Here is a 16,386-nt window from a genome sequence, read left to right on the forward strand (position 1 = left end):
CCTCCAAGGGCTTTCACGCCGGAGGGTCGTCCGGTGAAGGACCTCCCGGGATGGGCGCCACGACAGCCGGGGATGCCAGGGAAGCCGACTCCTCCTTCAGGCGCTCCAGCGTGGTGCGCGCGGCTGCCTGCTCGGCCTCCTTCTTGTTCCGGCCGCTGGCCCGGGCGTACACGGCCTCCCCGATACACACCTCCACCTCGAACACCTTGGAGTGCTCCGGGCCTGTTTCCGCCACCACGCGGTAGCGCGGCGACAGCTTGAGCTTCTCGTGGGCCAGCTCCTGGAGGAGCGTCTTGTAGTCCAGGCGGCCCGCGCCGGAGGCCACCTCCTCCACCAGCTCTCCGAAGATGCGGTCCACCAGGGACAGCGCCGGCTCCAGGCCGCCGCTCAGGTACACCGCGCCCAGCACGGCCTCCATCGCGTCCGCGAGCAGCGAGTTCTTGTCGCGGCCGCCGGACTGGGACTCGCCCCGGCCCAGCAGGAGCAGCTCGCCCAGGCGCAGGCTCCGGGCCACGCGGGCCAGGCCCTCCTCGTGGACGATGCGGGCGCGCATCTTGGTGAGCTCGCCCTCGGGGACGCCGGGGCAGCGGTCCATCAGCCGGTGGCTCACGGCCAGGTCCACCACGGCGTCGCCCAGGAACTCCAGGCGCTGGTTGTCCTTGAGGTTCTGGTCCCGGTTCTCGTTGACGTACGTCTTGTGCGTCAGCGCTTCCAGGGCCAGGTCGCGCTTGGAGAACTGCACGCCCAGGCGCGTCTCCAGGGTCTGCACCCGCTCCACCAGGGTCATCTTCTCCACGCGGCTCACTCCTGGGGGGCGTCCGGGCCCACGAGTCGCACGGCCTCGGGAGCGACCTTCAACAGCTCGGCCACCAGCTGCACGACGCCGGGGAACTCATCCAGTTCGAAGCGGCCCGCCCACACCTTGCCCTGGGTGCCCGCCAGGAGCCCCCGGAAGGTGCGCCCGGCGATGCGCGCGGCCGCGAAGCGGTAGGCCTTGCCCTCCACCTGCAGCTGCGCCAGCAACTCCAGGCTGCTGCGCGGCGGCACCAGCGACTGCGGGCCGAACTTCTCGACAATCTCCACGAAGCGCACCGGCTCCGCGCCCGACGCCGCCTGCGGAGCGCGCGCCACGGGCTCGCCGAGCAGCGCGGACAGGTAGCCCGTCAGCGCGGCCTTCTCGCGGAACTCGGACAGCTCGATGACGTGCCCGGCGGCGGTGACCAGCTCCTCGAGCCCGCGGATGGCCTGCGCGATGCGGAAGTTGCCCTGCCGGTCCGCCACCAGCTTCACCGCGAGCTGGCCCTCCCGCACGTCCGTGGACAGCACCAGCGACTGCGGATCCACGTCCGCCGGCAGGCCCAACAGCTGCAGCTCCTCCGAGCGGCGCTGCAGGTGGAAGACGTGGTCGCTGAAGGTGTCCAGCAGGAGCGCCTGCATCTCCTCCGCCGCGTCGATGGCGGACAGGAGGATGGGCGTCATGCCCACCACGGCTGGCGGCGCGATGGGGATGAGCCGGTCCCCCATCACCTGGAAGGTGATCTCGGTGATGAAGTCCTTGGTGATGGGATTCACCAGGGACGCGGCTTCCAGGTCCAGCACCACTTCGACGCCGGACGGCTCCTCACGAACCTGGAGCCCCAGCTCTCGCAGCCGAGCGGTATCCATCAGGCGCCTTTGAAGGTCTCGCGGGCGATGATGGTCCGCTGGATCTCGCTCGTGCCCTCGCCAATCTCACAGAGCTTGGCGTCGCGCAGGTAGCGCTCCACGGGGAACTCGCGCGTGTAGCCGTAGCCGCCATGGATCTGCACGGCCTTGTTGCACCCGCGCATGGCCGCCTCGGAAGCGAACAGCTTCGCCATGGAGGCCTCCTCCGAGTACGGCTGACCCGCGTCCGCGAGCCGCGCCGCGCGGTGCACCAGCAGCCGCGCCGCCTCCAGCTCCGTCTTCATGTCCGCCATCATCCAGCGCAGTCCCTGGAACTCGCCAATGGGCTGGCCGAACGCGGTGCGGTCCTTGGAGTACGCCACCGACTCCTCCAGCGCCCCGCGCAGGAGGCCCACCGACAGCGCGCCGATGGTGATGCGGCCCTTGTCGAGGATCTTGAGCGTGTCGATGAAGCCGCGGTCGACCTCGCCCACGATGGCGTCGTCACCGACCTCCACGTTCTCCATGATGAGCTCGGCCGTGTCCGACGAGCGCATGCCCAGCTTCCCGTGGATGGAGCGCTGGCTGAAGCCGGGGATGCCCTTCTCCAGCACGAAGGCGGTGATGCCCTTCTGGCGCTTCTCCGGCGACGTGAGCGCCAGCACCACGAACACGTCACCCACCGTGCCCTGGGTGATGAACATCTTCGCGCCGTTGAGCACCCACTTGTTGCCCTTGCGCACGGCGGTGGTGCGCATGCCGGACGCGTCCGAACCGGATCCCGGCTCGGTGAGGCCCCACGCGCCCAGCCACTCACCGGAGGCGAGCTTGGGCAGGTAGCGCTGGTGCTGCGCCTTGTTGCCGAACACGCGCACGTGGCTGGTGCCCAGGCCGTTGTGGCTGGCCACCGTGAGCGCGAGCGAGCCGTCGTAGCGGGCGATCTCCTCCACGGCCACCGCCACGGCGAGCGAGTCCATGGCCGCTCCGCCGTACTCGTCGGAGACGAGCATGCCCAGCACGCCCAGCTGCCCCAGCTCCTTCACCACCTCCATGGGGAACTTCTCGTCCTTGTCCCACTCGCGCGCGTACGGCTTCACGCGGCGTTCGCAGAATTCACGGAGGGAGGCCTGCAGGGCGCGGTGGCTTTCAGGAAGTTCGAAGTCCATGGTCGGGTGCGGAATCTAGAGCGTGAATGCGGGTGGGGGAACTTCAGACGGGGTGGACGCCGTGCTTCTTCTCCGCACGGGGCTGGAACCGGTCCGCATAAAGCGAATAACGCTGCATCAATTCCCCGCGCAGGGAGTCGCCGGGGACCACGGCGTCGATGATGAGCTCGCTGGCCAGCTTGAAGATGTCCACGTCCTGCTTGTACTCGTCGCGGAGCTTCTGGACGAAGGCTGGCCGCTCGGCCTCCGGCAGCTCTTGGATCTTGTTGAAATAGACGGCGTTCACCGCCGCCTCCGGGCCCATCACGGCGATCATCGCCTGGGGCAGCGCCAGCGTGGCCTCCGGGGCGAATCCGGGGCCGCTCATGGCGTAGAGGCCGGCGCCGTACGCCTTGCGCACCACCACGCAGATGCGCGGCACGCTGGCCTCCGACACCGCGGAGATCATCTTCGCGCCCGCGCGGATGATGCCCGCGCGCTCCACCTTGGTGCCGATCATGAAGCCCGGCACGTCCGCCAGGTACAGCAGCGGGATGTTGAACGCGTCACACAGCCAGATGAACCGGGCCGCCTTGTCCGCGCTGTCCACGAACAGCACGCCGCCCTTGTACTTGGGCTGGTTCGCGACGATGCCCACCGGACGGCCGCCAATGCGCGCCAGGCCGGTGATGAGTTCCTGCGCGAAGAGCTTCTTCACGTCGAACCAGCTGCCCTCGTCGATGAGCTCCGCGATGAGGGCGTGCATGTCGAACGGCTTGTTCTGATCCGGCGGGACGATTTCGTCCACGCGCTTGCCGCTGTGCTTGGGCGCCTTCAGTTCGACCGTCGGCGGGGCCTTGGAGAAGTTCTCCGGGAAGAAGGCCAGGTACTGCTTCGCGGCGGCGATGGCGTCCTGCTCGGTCTTCACCAGCACGTCGCCCACGCCGGACACGGAGCAGTGCATCTTCGCGCCGCCCATCTCCTCCAGGGTGACCCTCTCGCCGATGACCATCTCCGCCATGCGGGGGCTGCCCAGGTACATGGAGGCGTTGCCCTCCACCATGATGACCAGGTCGCAGAACGCGGGGATGTACGCGCCGCCCGCGGCGGACGGGCCGAAGAGCAGACAGATTTGAGGGACGAAGCCCGACAGGTGGACCTCGTTGTAGAAGATGCGGCCCGCGCCACGTCGGCCGGGGAACATCTCCACCTGGTCCGTGATGCGCGCGCCCGCGCTGTCCACCAGATAGAGCAGCGGGCAGCGCAGCGCCTTCGCCGTCTCCTGGATGCGGAGGATCTTCTCCACCGTGCGCGCGCCCCAGCTGCCCGCCTTCACCGTGGAGTCGTTGGCCATGATGGCCACCGCGCGCCCGTCGATGCGCCCGACGCCGGTGATGACGCCGTCGGAGGGCAGCTCCGGGTCCAGGTTGTTGGCGAGCTTGCCGTCCTCCACGAAGGAGTCCGCGTCCACGAGCAGTTGGATGCGCTCGCGCGCGAAGAGCTTGCCCGCCTCCGCGTTCTTCGCGTGGTACTTGGGCGCGCCGCCCTTCTCCACCTGGGAGACCTTCTCGAGCAGTTTCTGATCTGAGGACATGGCCGTCGTCCCATACCAAGAAACCCCTGGCCTGGCTGCCTTCTTGCCATGCCGGCCACCAGCCGTGCCGTCCAACGGACGACGCATGAGGCCACGGAGGAGCGCTTCGGGGGGGTGTCGCTTGGGGCTTCCCTGCCTACCTTCATGCTGCACGGGGGGTGTGCACCCAGGCGGGCCACACTCGCCCCGTGAACCGCATCCGGCCCAGGAGGGACCCATGTTCAGAGCGAAGAAGGCGACGTGGCAGGCGAAGGCTTTTGCCAAGAGCAAGTTGTACCGCCAGTTCCTTGCGCACCAGCTGCTGGATCAGCTGCCCGACTACGCGGACAAGGCAGGCAAGGTCGCGCGGAAGTCCTGGGACAACTTCGACCCGGACGACGCGCTGCGCTATGTGGGATTGACGACGTACAAGCCGGCGCGCGTGGGCATGGGCGGCCTGGGGGCGTTCCTGCTGGGCGCCGCCGCGGGCAGCATCGTGGCCCTGCTGATGGCCCCGAGCCGCGGCACGGAGCTGCGCACCACCGTCAAGGACAAGGCGATGGGCTACATCAACAAGCAGGGCGTGAACATCGGCGGCGAGAAGACCGCCAGCGCCTGAAGCTGAGTTGAGGGAAGCAACCAGGGGCAGCATGTCCGCGGGCAACCGCGGGCCTGCCGCCCCTGTCGCTTTCGGAGGACTCAGCGGCCTTTATAGACAGGAGGACGCTTCTCCGCGAAGGCGCGGAGCCCTTCCAGCCGGTCCTCCGTCTTGAGCACCTCCTCGTACTTCTTGAGCTCCAGCGCCAGCGCGTCGTCCAGCTCCAGGCCGGTGCCCTCGTCGATGGCGTGCTTGGCGGTGGCCACGGCCACGGGGGCGTTCTCCACCACGGCCTCCGCGAGCTGGAAGGCGACCTCCAGCAGGTGCCCTTCCGGGGCCAGCCGGTTCACCAGGCCGATGGTGAAGGCCTCCGCCGCGTTCACGCGCCGGGCGGTGAGGATGAGGTCCTTGGCGCGCCCGGGGCCGATGAGCCGGGACAGCCGCTGGGTGCCACCGCCGCCGGGGATGATGCCCAGCTTCACTTCCGTGAGGCCCATCTCCGTGGCGGGCGAGGCGACGCGCAGGTCGCACGCCAGGGCCAGCTCCGTGCCGCCGCCGAAGGCCGCGCCGTTGATGGCGGCGATGAAGACGCAGTCGCTCTTTTCAATCGAGCGCAGGGTGACGCGCAGGCCGTTGAGGAAGGCGCGCACCTCGTCTTCCGACATGGTGGTGCGTTCCTTGAGGTCCGCGCCCGCGCAGAAGGCCTTGTCACCCGCGCCAGTGAGGATGACGGCGCGCACGGCGCGGCCGGAGGACACGCGGGACACGAGCGCGTCCAGCTCCTGGTGCATCGCGCGGCTGATGGCGTTGCGGCGGCTCTCCCCGTCGATGGTCCAGATCTCGATGGCCCCTCGGGCCTCGACCTTGAACTCCGGCATCTTCGCTCCCCGTGACGGACCGCGCTGGGCGGCCCGCGTGAATGGCGCGCAGCCTGAAACCTGTTCTCCAGTCTGGCAAGCCGTAAACGGATAGGATCCTGCCCCATGTCTTCGCGCTCAACGACGAAACATCCGTGGCGGTGGCTGCCCGGCCTGGTCACCGTGTCCGCCCTGCTCGTGCTCGCCCTGCCGCTCGTGGCCCTGGCACGCGGCGGTGGAGGCGAGCACTACACGTCCGGCCGCGACCGCAACAACGGCGGCGGCGGGGGCGACGGCCTGCCCTTCTGGCTGATCTTCGACCTGATCCGGCTCATCTTCCTCTACCCGAAGGTGACCGTCCCGCTGCTGATCATCGGCGGCGGCGCGTACTGGCTCTACAAGCGCAACCTGCACCCGGACGCCACCACCCGGCGCGCGTTGGATCAGCGCGAGGCGGAGGTGCGCACGGAGGTGTCCGGCCGCGACGTGCAGGGTTGGGTGAACGCGCTGAAACTCAAGGACCCGTCCTTCCAATTGGAGCCCACGCTGGAGAAGGTGCGCTGGCTCTTCATCGAGCTGCAGAAGTCGTGGTTCCGCCGGGACATGACGCCGGTGCGCCCCTTCCTGTCGGACGCGACGTGGCAGCGCTTCAACGTGCAGCTCGGGCTGATGCAGGCGCAGGGCGTGCGCGACGCGCTCGCGGACATGAAGGTGCTGGACGTGCAGCTCATCGGCCTGCACCAGACCCCGTGGTACGACAGCATCCACGTGCGCGTGCGCGCCAGCATCCGCGACACGGACGTGCCCGCGAATCAGACGGACGCGCAGGCCATGGCCGCCGCCAGCAAGGTGGCGCCGGAGACGTTCACGGAGGTGTGGACCTTCGTGCGCAAGCCCGGTGCGCAGACGCGCATCGGTGAGGACCTGTTCCAGGGCAAGTGCCCCAACTGCGGCGCGCCCTACAAGGGCGGCGCGTCCAACACCTGCGAGTTCTGCAACGCGGTGGTGAACTCCGGTAACTACGACTGGACGCTCTCTGAAATCACGCAGGGCGTGGAGCACGTGCGCCACCACAAGCAGGTGGACGGCCTGATGCAGGCGCGCGCGGACGACCCGGCGCTCAACCTGGAGATGCTGGAGGACCGCGCGTCGCTGCTGTTCTGGAAGTGGATCGACGCGCAGAGCCGCAACGAGACGCAGCGCCTGACCAAGGTCGCCAACGCGGACGCCCTCACGAAGCTCAACGCGGAGCTGGGCCAGCTGGCGAAGCAGGGCCGGCGGCGCGTCTTCCTGGAGTGCGCGGTGGGCGCGGTGGACGTGCGCGCGCTGGAGGTGCACCCGGAGTCCTTCGACGAGGCGCAGGTCGAAATCCGGTGGAGCGCTCGCATGGGCATTGGCCCCGCGAACGAGAAGCCGCCCAGCCTGCCCACGGTGCCGCAGCGGTGGGTCTTCACGCTGCTGCGCCGCCACGGCGCGAAGACGAACACGGACACCGGTATGTCCACGGACCGCTGCCCGCAGTGCAACGCGCCCACCACCAACAGCGCGGCCAACACCTGCGAGTTCTGCGGCACGGTGCTGGGCAACGGCGAGCGCGACTGGGTGCTCGCGTCCGCCCTCCCCTTCGAGTCCTGGAACGTCCACCACGCGCAGCGCACGTCCCGGAACGCGGCCCGCTACCAGGAGGCCCGCCGGTCCGAGCGCGGCACCGTCGCCCCCCCGCCCGTGGACGTCGGCGGACATGGCGTTGACGACGGCGTTGACGATGGCGACCGGGTGGTGACGGACGTGAAGGAGCGCGAGCGGCTGCTCTACATGATGGCCGCCATCGCCGCCGCGGACGGCGAGGTCTCGAACGCCGAGCGCCGCCTGCTCAAGCTGTGCGCGGAGCGCTGGAGCGTGTCGTGGGCCAACGTGGAGATGGCCCTCAACGCCGGGCCGCAGCTCTTCGAGCGCCTGGTGCCGCGCGGCAGCCCGGAAGCGGAAGTCTTCCTGCGCCACATCGTGGAGATGGCCCTGGTGGACGGCCGCATCGACCGCAAGGAGCGGAAGATGCTGCAGATCGCCGCCCAGCACCTGGGCCTGGAGGAGAAGCTTCCGGCGCTGATCGGGGACCACTGAGCAAGTGGTCCCCGGTGGGGAGGCTCAGGTCTGCGCGCGGCGGGTGGCCTTCTTGTCCCGCTCGCCGAGCGCGGCCTGGAGGTACTTGCCCGCGAGCTTCCGGCCGATGAGCTCCTGGGCGATCTCCCCGGCCTCCACCAGCTTGTCCAGGTCGATGCCGGTGTCCACGCCCATGCCGTGCATCATGAAGACGGCGTCCTCGGAGGCCAGGTTGCCCGCGGCGCCGGGCGCGTAGGGACAACCGCCCAGTCCGCCGATGCTCGCGTCGAACGTGGTGACGCCCGCGGACAGGCCCACCAGCGCGTTGGCCAGCGCGGTGCCTCGCGTGTCGTGCAGGTGCAGCGCCAGCGTGTCCACCGGCATGTGCTGGAGCAGCGCCGTGAGGATCTCCTCCGTCTGCCGAGGCGTGCCCACGCCAATCGTGTCGCCCAGGCTCAGCTGGTAGATGCCCGCGTCCACCAGCTGCCGGCAGATGTCCACCACGCGCTCCACCGGGACGTGTCCCTCGTAGGGGCAGCCCCACACGGTGGACAGGTAGCCGCGCACGCGCATGCCGGCCTTGCGGGCGGCGGCCGTCACTTCCTTCGCGCCGGCCAGCGCCTCCGCGATGGTCTTGTTGATGTTCTTCTTGGAGTGGGCCTCCGACGCGGAGATGAACACCGCGGCCTCCTCCAGGCCCGCCGCCTGCGCGCGCTCCAGGCCCTTCAGGTTGGGCACCAGCGCGGAGAAGACGACTCCGGGGCGGCGGCCCACCTGTTTGAGCAACTCCTCCGCGTCCGCCAGCTGGGGGATCCACTTGGGCGACACGAACGACGTCACCTCGATGCGCTTCTCCCCCGCGGCGACCAGGGCGTTGATGAGCCGCGCCTTGTCTCGGGTGGGCAGCGTGCGGAGCTCGTTCTGCAGGCCGTCGCGGGGGCCGACCTCGTACACGTCGACCCGGCGGGGCAGTTGCCCCAGCAGGCCGACCCGCGTTCGCGATGTCTCTTTCGGATCCACTGGACGTGTCCGGGGCTCCGTCACCGGCGCCCGGCTCCCACGATGAGGTCGGTCGACTCGGGTGTCATCGGCGCGGAGTCCAGGCCGCCGTGCACCCACTGCACCGAAAAGCCCGTGCTTTCCAACAGCCCCTTCAGTTCCGCAAGAGGATAGTAACGAAGCGTGTACGCCGCCCGCAGCACGCGACCGTCAGGCAAGGTGAGCTGACGCTGCCCGACATCCCTTCCACGCGTCGCGTCGAAGCGGCTCTCCTCCTCCAGGAGACTCCCATCCGGTAACCGCTCGCGGAACGATGCGCCCGGACTTCCGGCCAGCCGCTCATAGGGAACCGTCTGGAACACCAACCGCCCGCCGGGCCGCAGCGCCCGAGCCACCTCGCGCAGCACCTGGACATGCTCCGCGTCGCTGAAGGCGAAGAGTGTCGAATACCAGGCGTAGGCGCCCCCCAGGGTCGCGTCCTGGAAGGGCAGCGCCCGCAGGTCGCCTCGCACCACGGGGAAGCCGGGGCGGCGCAGGCGAAGGGACAGCGGATCCAGCTCCAGGCCCACCACCCTGCCCGCGAGCGAGCCCTCCGTGTTGAGCCGCGCCGCGTGCCGGCCGTGGCCGCAGCCCAGGTCCACCACCGGGCCCTCCACGTCCGCGAACGCCCGGGACAGGTAGTCGACTTCCCGGGCCGTCACCGCCTCGGAGAGGTACGGCAGCGTGCTGCGCAGGTACAGCTCTCCGAAGAAGTCGCTCACGGCCGTGCGCGCTTCAGCGCTTGAGGGCGGGCAGCTTCTCGCGCAGGCGGCGCACGGCTTCGTCCAGCACGCCCTCCGTCTTGCAGAAGGCGAAGCGCGCGAAGCGCTGTCCCAGGTGCCGGTGCTCCGGGCCGTAGAAGACGCTGGGCGGGATGCCCGCGACGCCCACCTCCGTCACCAGGTGCCGGCAGAAGGCCACGTCGTCCGCGAAGCCGTACCCGGCGATGTCCGCGAGGATGAAGTAGCTGCCCTCCGGCGAGAAGGCCTGGAGCCCCGCCTCGCGCAGGCCCGTGAGCAGCCGCTCGCGCTTGGACGTGTAGAGCGCCGTCAGCTCCTGGAAGTAGCTGTCCGGCAGCCGCAGCGCCACGGCCATGGCGGCCTGGAACGGCGACGCGGTGGCGAAGGTGACGAACTGGTGCGCGCGCTGCACCGCGTCCCGCAGCGGCGGCGGCGCGATGATCCAGCCGACCTTCCACCCGGTCAGGCTGAAGGACTTGCCCGCGCTGCTCACCGTCACCGTGCGGTCCGCGAGCACCGGCACCGTGGCCGCGCGGATGTGCTTCGCGGGGGCGAAGACGATGTGCTCGTAGACCTCATCCGCCAGCACCTTCACGTCGTGCTCGGCGCAGAGGTTGCCCAGGAACTCCAGCTCCTCGCGCGTGAAGACCTTGCCCGTGGGGTTGTGCGGCGAGTTGAGGATGAGCAGCCGCGTCTTCGGACCGAAGGCTGCGCGCACCTCGTCCCGGTCGAACCACCACGTGGTGTGCTCCGCGTCCGGCGGGCGCAGCGGCACGAAGCGCGGCGTGGCGCCCACGAAGGCGATGTTGGCGTCGTACGAGTCATAGAACGGCTCGAAGGCCACCACTTCATCGCCCGGATCCACCAGGCCCAGGATGACGTCGAGGATGGCCTCCGTCGCGCCGCTGGTGACGGTGACCATCGTGTCCGGGTCCACGGCGTGGTTGTAGAAGCGCTGCGCGTGCTCGGCGATGGCGTTGCGCAGGTCCTTGGCGCCCATGCCGGGGGCGTACTGGTTGACGCCGCCCTGGATGGCCTTCCACGCCGCTTCCTTCACGGCGTCCGGCCCGTCGAAGTCCGGGAAGCCCTGCCCCAGGTTCACGGCCTGGTGCTTCAGGGCCAGCGCGCTGAACTCGGAGAAGACGGTGGTGCCGAAGCGGGAGACGCGTTGCGCGAGCACGGGCCGGGGGGACATGGGTCAGGCCTCTGGAGGCCAGCGCACGTCCACCCCGAACCCCGGGGCGACCGGCTGGCGGTTCAGGGCCGGACGATAGCGTCCGCGGGCACGGAACGCGCGCCTTGTTCCACCGCGCGCTGCCGGGCGGAGCGGGACAGGGCCAGCGCCAGCCCCGTCACCACCATCACCAGGGGCACCGCGCAGATGAGGTCGATGGCGTAGTGGAACCGCCCCGCCAGCGTCGCGAAGATGAGCCCCATGCCCGGGAAGAGCATCACCCAGAAGAAGCGGCGGGCGAACCGGAACGCGTAGAAGAGCACCACCAGCATCACCCCGGTGTGCCCGGACGGGAAGCAGTCCCGGGTGTACACCGGCGTGCGCATCATGGACTCCAACAGCGGCGTGAGGATCCACCCCTGCGTCGCCGGCCCGTCGAACGCGCCGATGAGGAAGTACCGGGGCCCCACCGCGGGCACCAGCGAGTACGCCGCGTAGTTGAAGCCCAGGAGCAGGCCCAGACCCAGCAGGTACTCGTCGAACGCGGGCGTGGACCCCCTGCCCCGGGCGTACAGGTAGACGCCCAGGAGCAGCGGCCACATGAAGTGCCCGTAGTAGCAGAGCATCAGCACGTCGTTGAGCCAGGGCGGAATCACGTGCGCCAGCGCCACCGCGGTCTGGAAGCCGAACAGCTTCTGATCCACCGCGATGAGCTGGGCGTCCTTCACCACCGGGTTCATCCAGTCCACGATGGGACCCAGCCACCCGTGGGCCAGCGCCGACACCGGCAGGAGCCAGAAGTCCGCCACGATGGCGATGAGCGGCTGGCGCGGGAAGCGCGCTTCCAGCATGCGCATGGCCGGCAGGCCCAGCGCGAAGAAGAGGAAGAGGAGCGCGTTGCGGCCGGAGTGCGGAGCCCAGCGGGCCGGACCCACGCACACCAGGGCGGCCACCGAGCAGGCCACCATGAGGACGAGGTCCACCTGCCGGAAGCGCACGAGCGCTTCGTCCGAGGACGTCACGAGGGGCCGCACGCGGCCTTCGCTGAATGACCAGATGCTCACGCCGATTTGCGCTCCCCCGGCGACTCGGCCGGCAGCTCGCCGGCCCCCCCGAGATTGAGGCTCCGCACCACCGCGCCCGACTCCGGCGCCACCGCGGACCGCCGCCCCTTCCACCGCTCCAACAGCGCCAGCATGGCCGGGAAGAACACCGTCGTTCCCAGGAAGGTGCTCACGACCCCTAGTAGGGCAATCTGTCCGATGCTGCGCAAGCCCTGGTGGTTCGCCACGAGGAGCGCTCCGTAGCCCGCCGCGTTGGACAGGGTCGCCACCACCGCCGCGAAGCCGGTGTTGCGCACCACCCGGCCCAGCGACCCGGGGCCCTCTTCCTCGTACCGGTGGAACAGGTGCACCGAGTTGTCCACCGCGATGGCCAACAGGTTGGGCAGCACCACCGCGTTGATGAAGTTGAGCTGGACGTCGAACAGGTACATCCCGCCCGCCAGGCACGTCATGCCCAGGAACAGCGGGCCCGCCACCAGCAGCGCGCGCTTGAAGCTGCGCAGGCTGGCGAGGATGACCAGGAACACCACCACCGCCGCGGACCAGAGGATGAACGGCCCGTCCATGCGCACCAGGGAGAAGATGCGCGCGGCGATGCGGTTGCTGTCCAGCACCGCCAGGTCGATGCCCTTCGCCTTCGCCCCGGCCACCACCTCATCCAGCTGACCCGCCCAGCGGTGCAGGTCCTGCGTGTCGTAGTTCGACACGGACGGGAACAGCAGGAGGAACATCCCCTTGCCGTCCAGCGCCTCGAAGCGGCGGCGAGCCTCCACCGGCAGCTGGTCCAGGCCGTAGGGCTTCGCGTCCACCATCTCCCGCAGGTCCTTCACGCGCGGGTCCTCCTGGGCGGACTTCGGCAGCCCGTCCAAGAGCGTCCGGATACGGCCCATCTCCGCCTCGTGGCCCGCCACGTCGGAGGGCACCAGGTCGCTCAACGACGCGGTGCGCAGGAACACGGAGTTGGCGCCGTTCTTCGCCTTCACCTGGGCGATGACGGCCTCCACCTCGCGGACCTGCTCCAGCGTATCCACCGCGAGGATGGCCGGGTTGAGCGGCGCGCCAATCTGCTCCGTGATGTGGTCGTCCAGCCGCGACGCCGGCGAGTCCCCCTTCAGGTTGCGCAGGTTGGTCTCGAAGCCCAACCGGGGCGCGATGCCCACCGAGTACGCCGCGAAGCCCACCACCGACAGCGCCACCGCGACGATGACGCCCGTGGGCCAGCGCCGCCACTCCTTCGCGGGAGCCGGAGCCGACTCCACGACCGGCGCGGAGGCCTGGGCGTTGGCTGCCGTATCGCGGCGGAACGGGCGGATGCGCTCCGCGATGGCGAGCAGCGACGGGCCCAGCGCGTACGCGGACAGCACCGCCATCAGCACGCCCACGCCCGCGAGCAGGCCGAACTGCTGGAAGGCATGGAACTGCGCCAGCACCAGCACGAAGAACGCCGCCGCGTTGGTGAAGGCGGACGTCAGCGCCCCGCTGAAGGTGCCGCGCACCGCCGCCGTGAGCGCCTCCTTCACGCCGAGCCGCTCGCGCTCCTCCCAGTAACGCATGGTCAGGTGGACGCCGTACTCGATGCCCAGGCCAATGAGGATGGCGACCAGGAAGCCCGTCACGATGTTGAGGTGACCGATGGCGCCCTGCGCGAACGCGAACGTCAGCACCAGCCCCACCATCACCGGCACACCCACCACCGCCAACGCGGAGATGCGCCGGGTGGCCAGCAGGATGAGGCCTACGGCGATGAGCGCGGACAGCATGCCCGCGTTGGACAGGTCGCCGCGCATCACCGCGTCCTCTTCGATGCGGTTCTGGAAGTTGCCCGTCGCCTCCAGCGTCACGCCCGGGTACTTCTCCGCCGCGAGCTTGCGGCCCGTGTCGAACACCGTGGCCACGAAGTTGCGCGCGAACTCCAGGTCCCCCGCCGTCCCCGACGGCTTGATCATCAGGTAGACCTCGGTGCCCTCCTTGTTCGCCAGCGTCTCCGGCAGCGCCGTGTCCGGGGTGTGCTTCTTCGCGATCTCCTCGAAGGTGGGCGGCGCCTCCTCCGTGCCCAGGTCCACGAAGAGGGGGCTGGCGCGCTCCCTTTCGTAGCGGACGCGGGCCTCCAGGTCCTGACGCAGGGAGGCGACCTCCGCCGTGGGCAGGAGAAGCAGGCCGTGGCGGCGGAAGAAGGCCACGTCATAGTGGTGCTCGACGTAGCGGACCGTCGGCAGGGCCTCCAGGCGCCTCTGGAACTCCGTGGCGTAGGCCTTCAAGGCCTCCGGGGCCGCCCCCTTGGCCATGATGACCAGGTAGCCGTCTCCGCCCGCCTTCTCTGACACGCGTGTCAGGTCCCGGACCTCTGGGGCACCCTCCGGGAGGAGCTCCACGAAGGAGCCCCGGAACTCCAGGCGAGAGGCGAAGAAGCCCGCGGCGACCGTCACCAGGGCGACAGCGAGCAGCACCTGCCAGGGGCGCGACATCGCTGCCTGGATGAAGCCCTCGAACCACCGCTGCCGTCGTGCTTGGGACACCGTCTGCTCCTCTGATGCTGGCCGGCGTAGCAATAACCCAGCCATAATCCAGGCCCCCGGAACAGACGGCCCCGCTCAACCCATTCCCCGTGTGAACCCATGTGTGCCCTGGGTGCAGAGCATCCACTGGCGAACACAGGTCCGGGGGCGCGGCGTGCCACCAATGCGGCATGACTGTCAAGGCGCGCCCTGACACGGATGCCCCACACGCAATGCGTTGGGACCGTCCCCGCCTTGACAGTGCGGTTTTCCCTCTTTATTGACCCCCTCGCGTCGTCCCCCTGGGTGTTCGCGCGGCCGGGCAATCCGAACCTGGAACGCGCCCTGCACATGGAAAGCGGCTCGGATCACACCCTCCGACGCGTAAGAAAGACCACCATGAGCGACGTGTTCGACAAGTGCCGTACCTGGAAGGACTACCGCATCGCCAAGGCCACGGGGCTGTATCCGTACTTCCGGGCCATCGAGGCGTCGCACGGTTCCACGGAGGTGGAGATCGAGGGGCGGCGGGTCATCATGGTGGGTTCGAACAACTACCTGGGCCTGGCGGCGGATCCGCGCGTGAAGGAAGCGGCCATCAAGGCGACGGAGAAGTTCGGCACCACGTGCTCCGGTTCGCGCCTGCTCAACGGCACGCTGGCGCTGCACGAGGAGCTGGAGGCGCGGCTGGCCAAGTTCCTCAACCGCGAGGCGGCCATCGTCATCTCCACCGGGTTCCAGACGAACCTGGCGCTGGCGTCCATCCTGGGCCGGCACGACATCGTGTTCAGCGACCGCGCGAACCACGCGTCGCTGGTGGACGGCGTGCGCCTGTCGTTCGCGACCGAGCGCAAGTTCCGCCACAACGACATGGAGCACCTGGAGCAGTTGCTCGCCGCTGCGGAGCCGGGCGCCGGGAAGATCATCGTCACGGACGGCGTGTTCTCCATGGAGGGCGACGTCTGCAACCTGCCCCGCATCGTGGAGCTGTCCAAGCAGTACAACGCCCGCGTGATGACGGATGACGCCCACGCCATGGGCGTGCTGGGCGAGCTGGGCCGGGGCACGTCGGAGTACTTCGGCCTGGAGAAGGACGTGGACCTGGTGATGGGCACGTTCTCCAAGAGCTTCGCGTCGCTGGGCGGCGTGCTCGCGGGCCCCTTCGAGGTCATCAACTACATCCGCCACAAGGCGCGCTCGGTCATCTTCTCCGCGTCCATGACGCCCGCGTCCATCGCGGCGGCGCTCAAGTCCACGGAGATCATCGAGGCGGAGCCGCAGCGCCGCGAGCGCCTGCTGGACATCGCGGAGAAGATGCACAACGGCTTCCGCGCCATGGGCTTCGACACGGGCGTGTCGGTGACGCCGGTGGTGCCCGTGCACATTGGCGACCAGGTGAAGTGCTTCCGCTTCTGGCGCGCGCTGCACGAGGCGGGCGTGTTCGCGAACCCCGTGATTCCGCCGGCGGTGGAGGCGGGCCACGCGCTCATCCGCACCAGCTACATGGCCACGCACACGGACGCGCAGCTGGATCAGGTGCTGGACACCTTCGAGAAGATCGGCCGCAAGCTCAACGTCATCCCGGAGACGCGCCCCACGGTGTACGAGCCGGTGAAGATCGCCCGGCCGGGCAGCGCGGTGCGCAGCAACAAGGCGAGCGAGACGTGGGCGGCGGGCAGCGCGGGCCTGCTCGCGGACAAGGGCTTCAGCCTGGAGCAGCTGTCGCGCATGTCGTCGCGGGAGATGGCCGGGAAGTTCTTCGACGCGGTGGAGCAGCTCACCTGGCGCGCGGCGAACCTGCAGCCGGAGGACCTGCGGCGTCTGGGCGGCGCGCCCAAGAAGCTGTGGGATAAGCGCAGCGAGCTGGGCGGCGTGCTCCTGGAGAAGGGCGCCCAGCTGTTCATGCGCAACGGCAGCGACAGTTCCGACGGCGGCAACCAGGCCGAAAGGAACTGATC

General features: G+C 69.4%; 13 protein-coding genes. 3 read left to right on the plus strand and 10 right to left on the minus strand.

The window, feature by feature from the left end; genetic code table 11:
* Positions 1-13: 13 nt before the first annotated feature.
* Genes rnc through D7Y11_RS35585 form a run of 4 tightly spaced genes read right to left on the minus strand, consistent with a single transcriptional unit; the run spans position 14 to position 4,383 of the window.
* On the minus strand, positions 14-787 hold the full coding sequence (gene rnc / locus D7Y11_RS35570) for a ribonuclease III (RefSeq protein WP_167548050.1): 774 nt from the start codon (positions 785-787) through the stop codon (positions 14-16).
* Between the two features lie 14 nt (positions 788-801).
* On the minus strand, positions 802-1,665 hold the full coding sequence (locus D7Y11_RS35575; RefSeq protein WP_169821508.1) for a hypothetical protein: 864 nt from the start codon (positions 1,663-1,665) through the stop codon (positions 802-804).
* On the minus strand, positions 1,665-2,810 hold the full coding sequence (locus tag D7Y11_RS35580) for an acyl-CoA dehydrogenase family protein (RefSeq protein ID WP_120579422.1): 1,146 nt from the start codon (positions 2,808-2,810) through the stop codon (positions 1,665-1,667). Before D7Y11_RS35580 ends, D7Y11_RS35575 begins: the two co-directional genes overlap by 1 nt.
* A gap of 43 nt (positions 2,811-2,853) precedes the next feature.
* Complete coding sequence (locus tag D7Y11_RS35585) at positions 2,854-4,383, minus strand: acyl-CoA carboxylase subunit beta (protein ID WP_126935907.1); 1,530 nt, start codon at positions 4,381-4,383, stop codon at positions 2,854-2,856.
* A 217-nt stretch (positions 4,384-4,600) separates the two neighbouring features.
* Between D7Y11_RS35585 and D7Y11_RS35590 the strand changes: the two genes are divergently transcribed.
* The gene (locus D7Y11_RS35590) at positions 4,601-4,981 is read left to right on the plus strand and encodes a YtxH domain-containing protein (protein ID WP_120579420.1); all 381 of its coding nucleotides are present in this window, start codon (positions 4,601-4,603) and stop codon (positions 4,979-4,981) included.
* 80 nt (positions 4,982-5,061) lie between these two features.
* Here D7Y11_RS35590 and D7Y11_RS35595 read toward each other — a convergent pair whose 3' ends face one another.
* Positions 5,062-5,838 (minus strand): enoyl-CoA hydratase-related protein, encoded by a 777-nt coding sequence (locus D7Y11_RS35595; RefSeq protein ID WP_120579419.1) that lies wholly within the window; start codon positions 5,836-5,838, stop codon positions 5,062-5,064.
* Between the two features lie 105 nt (positions 5,839-5,943).
* Between D7Y11_RS35595 and D7Y11_RS35600 the strand changes: the two genes are divergently transcribed.
* A complete protein-coding gene (locus tag D7Y11_RS35600; RefSeq protein WP_126935908.1) occupies positions 5,944-7,938 on the plus strand; it encodes a TIM44-like domain-containing protein in 1,995 nt (664 codons plus the stop codon).
* A 24-nt stretch (positions 7,939-7,962) separates the two neighbouring features.
* On the opposite strand, the gene D7Y11_RS35605 is transcribed toward D7Y11_RS35600, so the two are convergent.
* The 5 genes from D7Y11_RS35605 to D7Y11_RS35625 form a co-directional block, all read right to left on the minus strand.
* The gene (locus D7Y11_RS35605) at positions 7,963-8,937 is read right to left on the minus strand and encodes a hydroxymethylglutaryl-CoA lyase (protein ID WP_120579417.1); all 975 of its coding nucleotides are present in this window, start codon (positions 8,935-8,937) and stop codon (positions 7,963-7,965) included.
* A 20-nt stretch (positions 8,938-8,957) separates the two neighbouring features.
* Positions 8,958-9,677: a methyltransferase domain-containing protein gene (locus D7Y11_RS35610; protein ID WP_121755246.1), complete on the minus strand. Its 720-nt coding sequence runs from the start codon at positions 9,675-9,677 to the stop codon at positions 8,958-8,960.
* Positions 9,678-9,690: 13 nt separating this feature from the next.
* Entirely contained in the window at positions 9,691-10,890 is a 1,200-nt protein-coding gene (locus D7Y11_RS35615; RefSeq protein WP_121755245.1) for an aminotransferase class I/II-fold pyridoxal phosphate-dependent enzyme, read from the minus strand.
* Between the two features lie 62 nt (positions 10,891-10,952).
* Positions 10,953-11,933 (minus strand): phosphatase PAP2 family protein, encoded by a 981-nt coding sequence (locus D7Y11_RS35620; protein ID WP_169821505.1) that lies wholly within the window; start codon positions 11,931-11,933, stop codon positions 10,953-10,955.
* Positions 11,930-14,398 carry an RND family transporter gene (locus tag D7Y11_RS35625; RefSeq protein ID WP_126935909.1) on the minus strand — a complete coding sequence of 823 codons (2,469 nt, stop codon included), beginning with the start codon at positions 14,396-14,398 and terminating at the stop codon, positions 11,930-11,932. The genes D7Y11_RS35620 and D7Y11_RS35625 overlap by 4 nt, the downstream gene beginning before the upstream one ends.
* Before the next feature lie 429 nt (positions 14,399-14,827).
* Between D7Y11_RS35625 and D7Y11_RS35630 the strand changes: the two genes are divergently transcribed.
* Positions 14,828-16,384 carry an aminotransferase class I/II-fold pyridoxal phosphate-dependent enzyme gene (locus D7Y11_RS35630; RefSeq protein WP_121779707.1) on the plus strand — a complete coding sequence of 519 codons (1,557 nt, stop codon included), beginning with the start codon at positions 14,828-14,830 and terminating at the stop codon, positions 16,382-16,384.
* Positions 16,385-16,386: the final 2 nt, after the last annotated feature.

This window comes from Corallococcus sp. AB018 (genome assembly GCF_003986945.1).
Taxonomy (GTDB): domain Bacteria; phylum Myxococcota; class Myxococcia; order Myxococcales; family Myxococcaceae; genus Corallococcus; species Corallococcus exiguus.

Excerpts from the sequence above, each read along its gene's own strand:
- D7Y11_RS35625 (WP_126935909.1), bottom strand. The coding sequence starts at position 14,398 with ATGTCGCGCCCCTGGCAGGTGCTGCTCGCTGTCGCCCTGGTGACGGTC.
- D7Y11_RS35575 (WP_169821508.1), bottom strand. The coding sequence starts at position 1,665 with ATGGATACCGCTCGGCTGCGAGAGCTGGGGCTCCAGGTTCGTGAGGAG.
- D7Y11_RS35590 (WP_120579420.1), top strand. The coding sequence starts at position 4,601 with ATGTTCAGAGCGAAGAAGGCGACGTGGCAGGCGAAGGCTTTTGCCAAG.
- D7Y11_RS35615 (WP_121755245.1), bottom strand. The coding sequence starts at position 10,890 with ATGTCCCCCCGGCCCGTGCTCGCGCAACGCGTCTCCCGCTTCGGCACC.
- D7Y11_RS35595 (WP_120579419.1), bottom strand. The coding sequence starts at position 5,838 with ATGCCGGAGTTCAAGGTCGAGGCCCGAGGGGCCATCGAGATCTGGACC.
- D7Y11_RS35600 (WP_126935908.1), top strand. The coding sequence starts at position 5,944 with ATGTCTTCGCGCTCAACGACGAAACATCCGTGGCGGTGGCTGCCCGGC.
- D7Y11_RS35585 (WP_126935907.1), bottom strand. The coding sequence starts at position 4,383 with ATGTCCTCAGATCAGAAACTGCTCGAGAAGGTCTCCCAGGTGGAGAAG.
- rnc (WP_167548050.1), bottom strand. The coding sequence starts at position 787 with ATGACCCTGGTGGAGCGGGTGCAGACCCTGGAGACGCGCCTGGGCGTG.
- D7Y11_RS35580 (WP_120579422.1), bottom strand. The coding sequence starts at position 2,810 with ATGGACTTCGAACTTCCTGAAAGCCACCGCGCCCTGCAGGCCTCCCTC.
- D7Y11_RS35630 (WP_121779707.1), top strand. The coding sequence starts at position 14,828 with ATGAGCGACGTGTTCGACAAGTGCCGTACCTGGAAGGACTACCGCATC.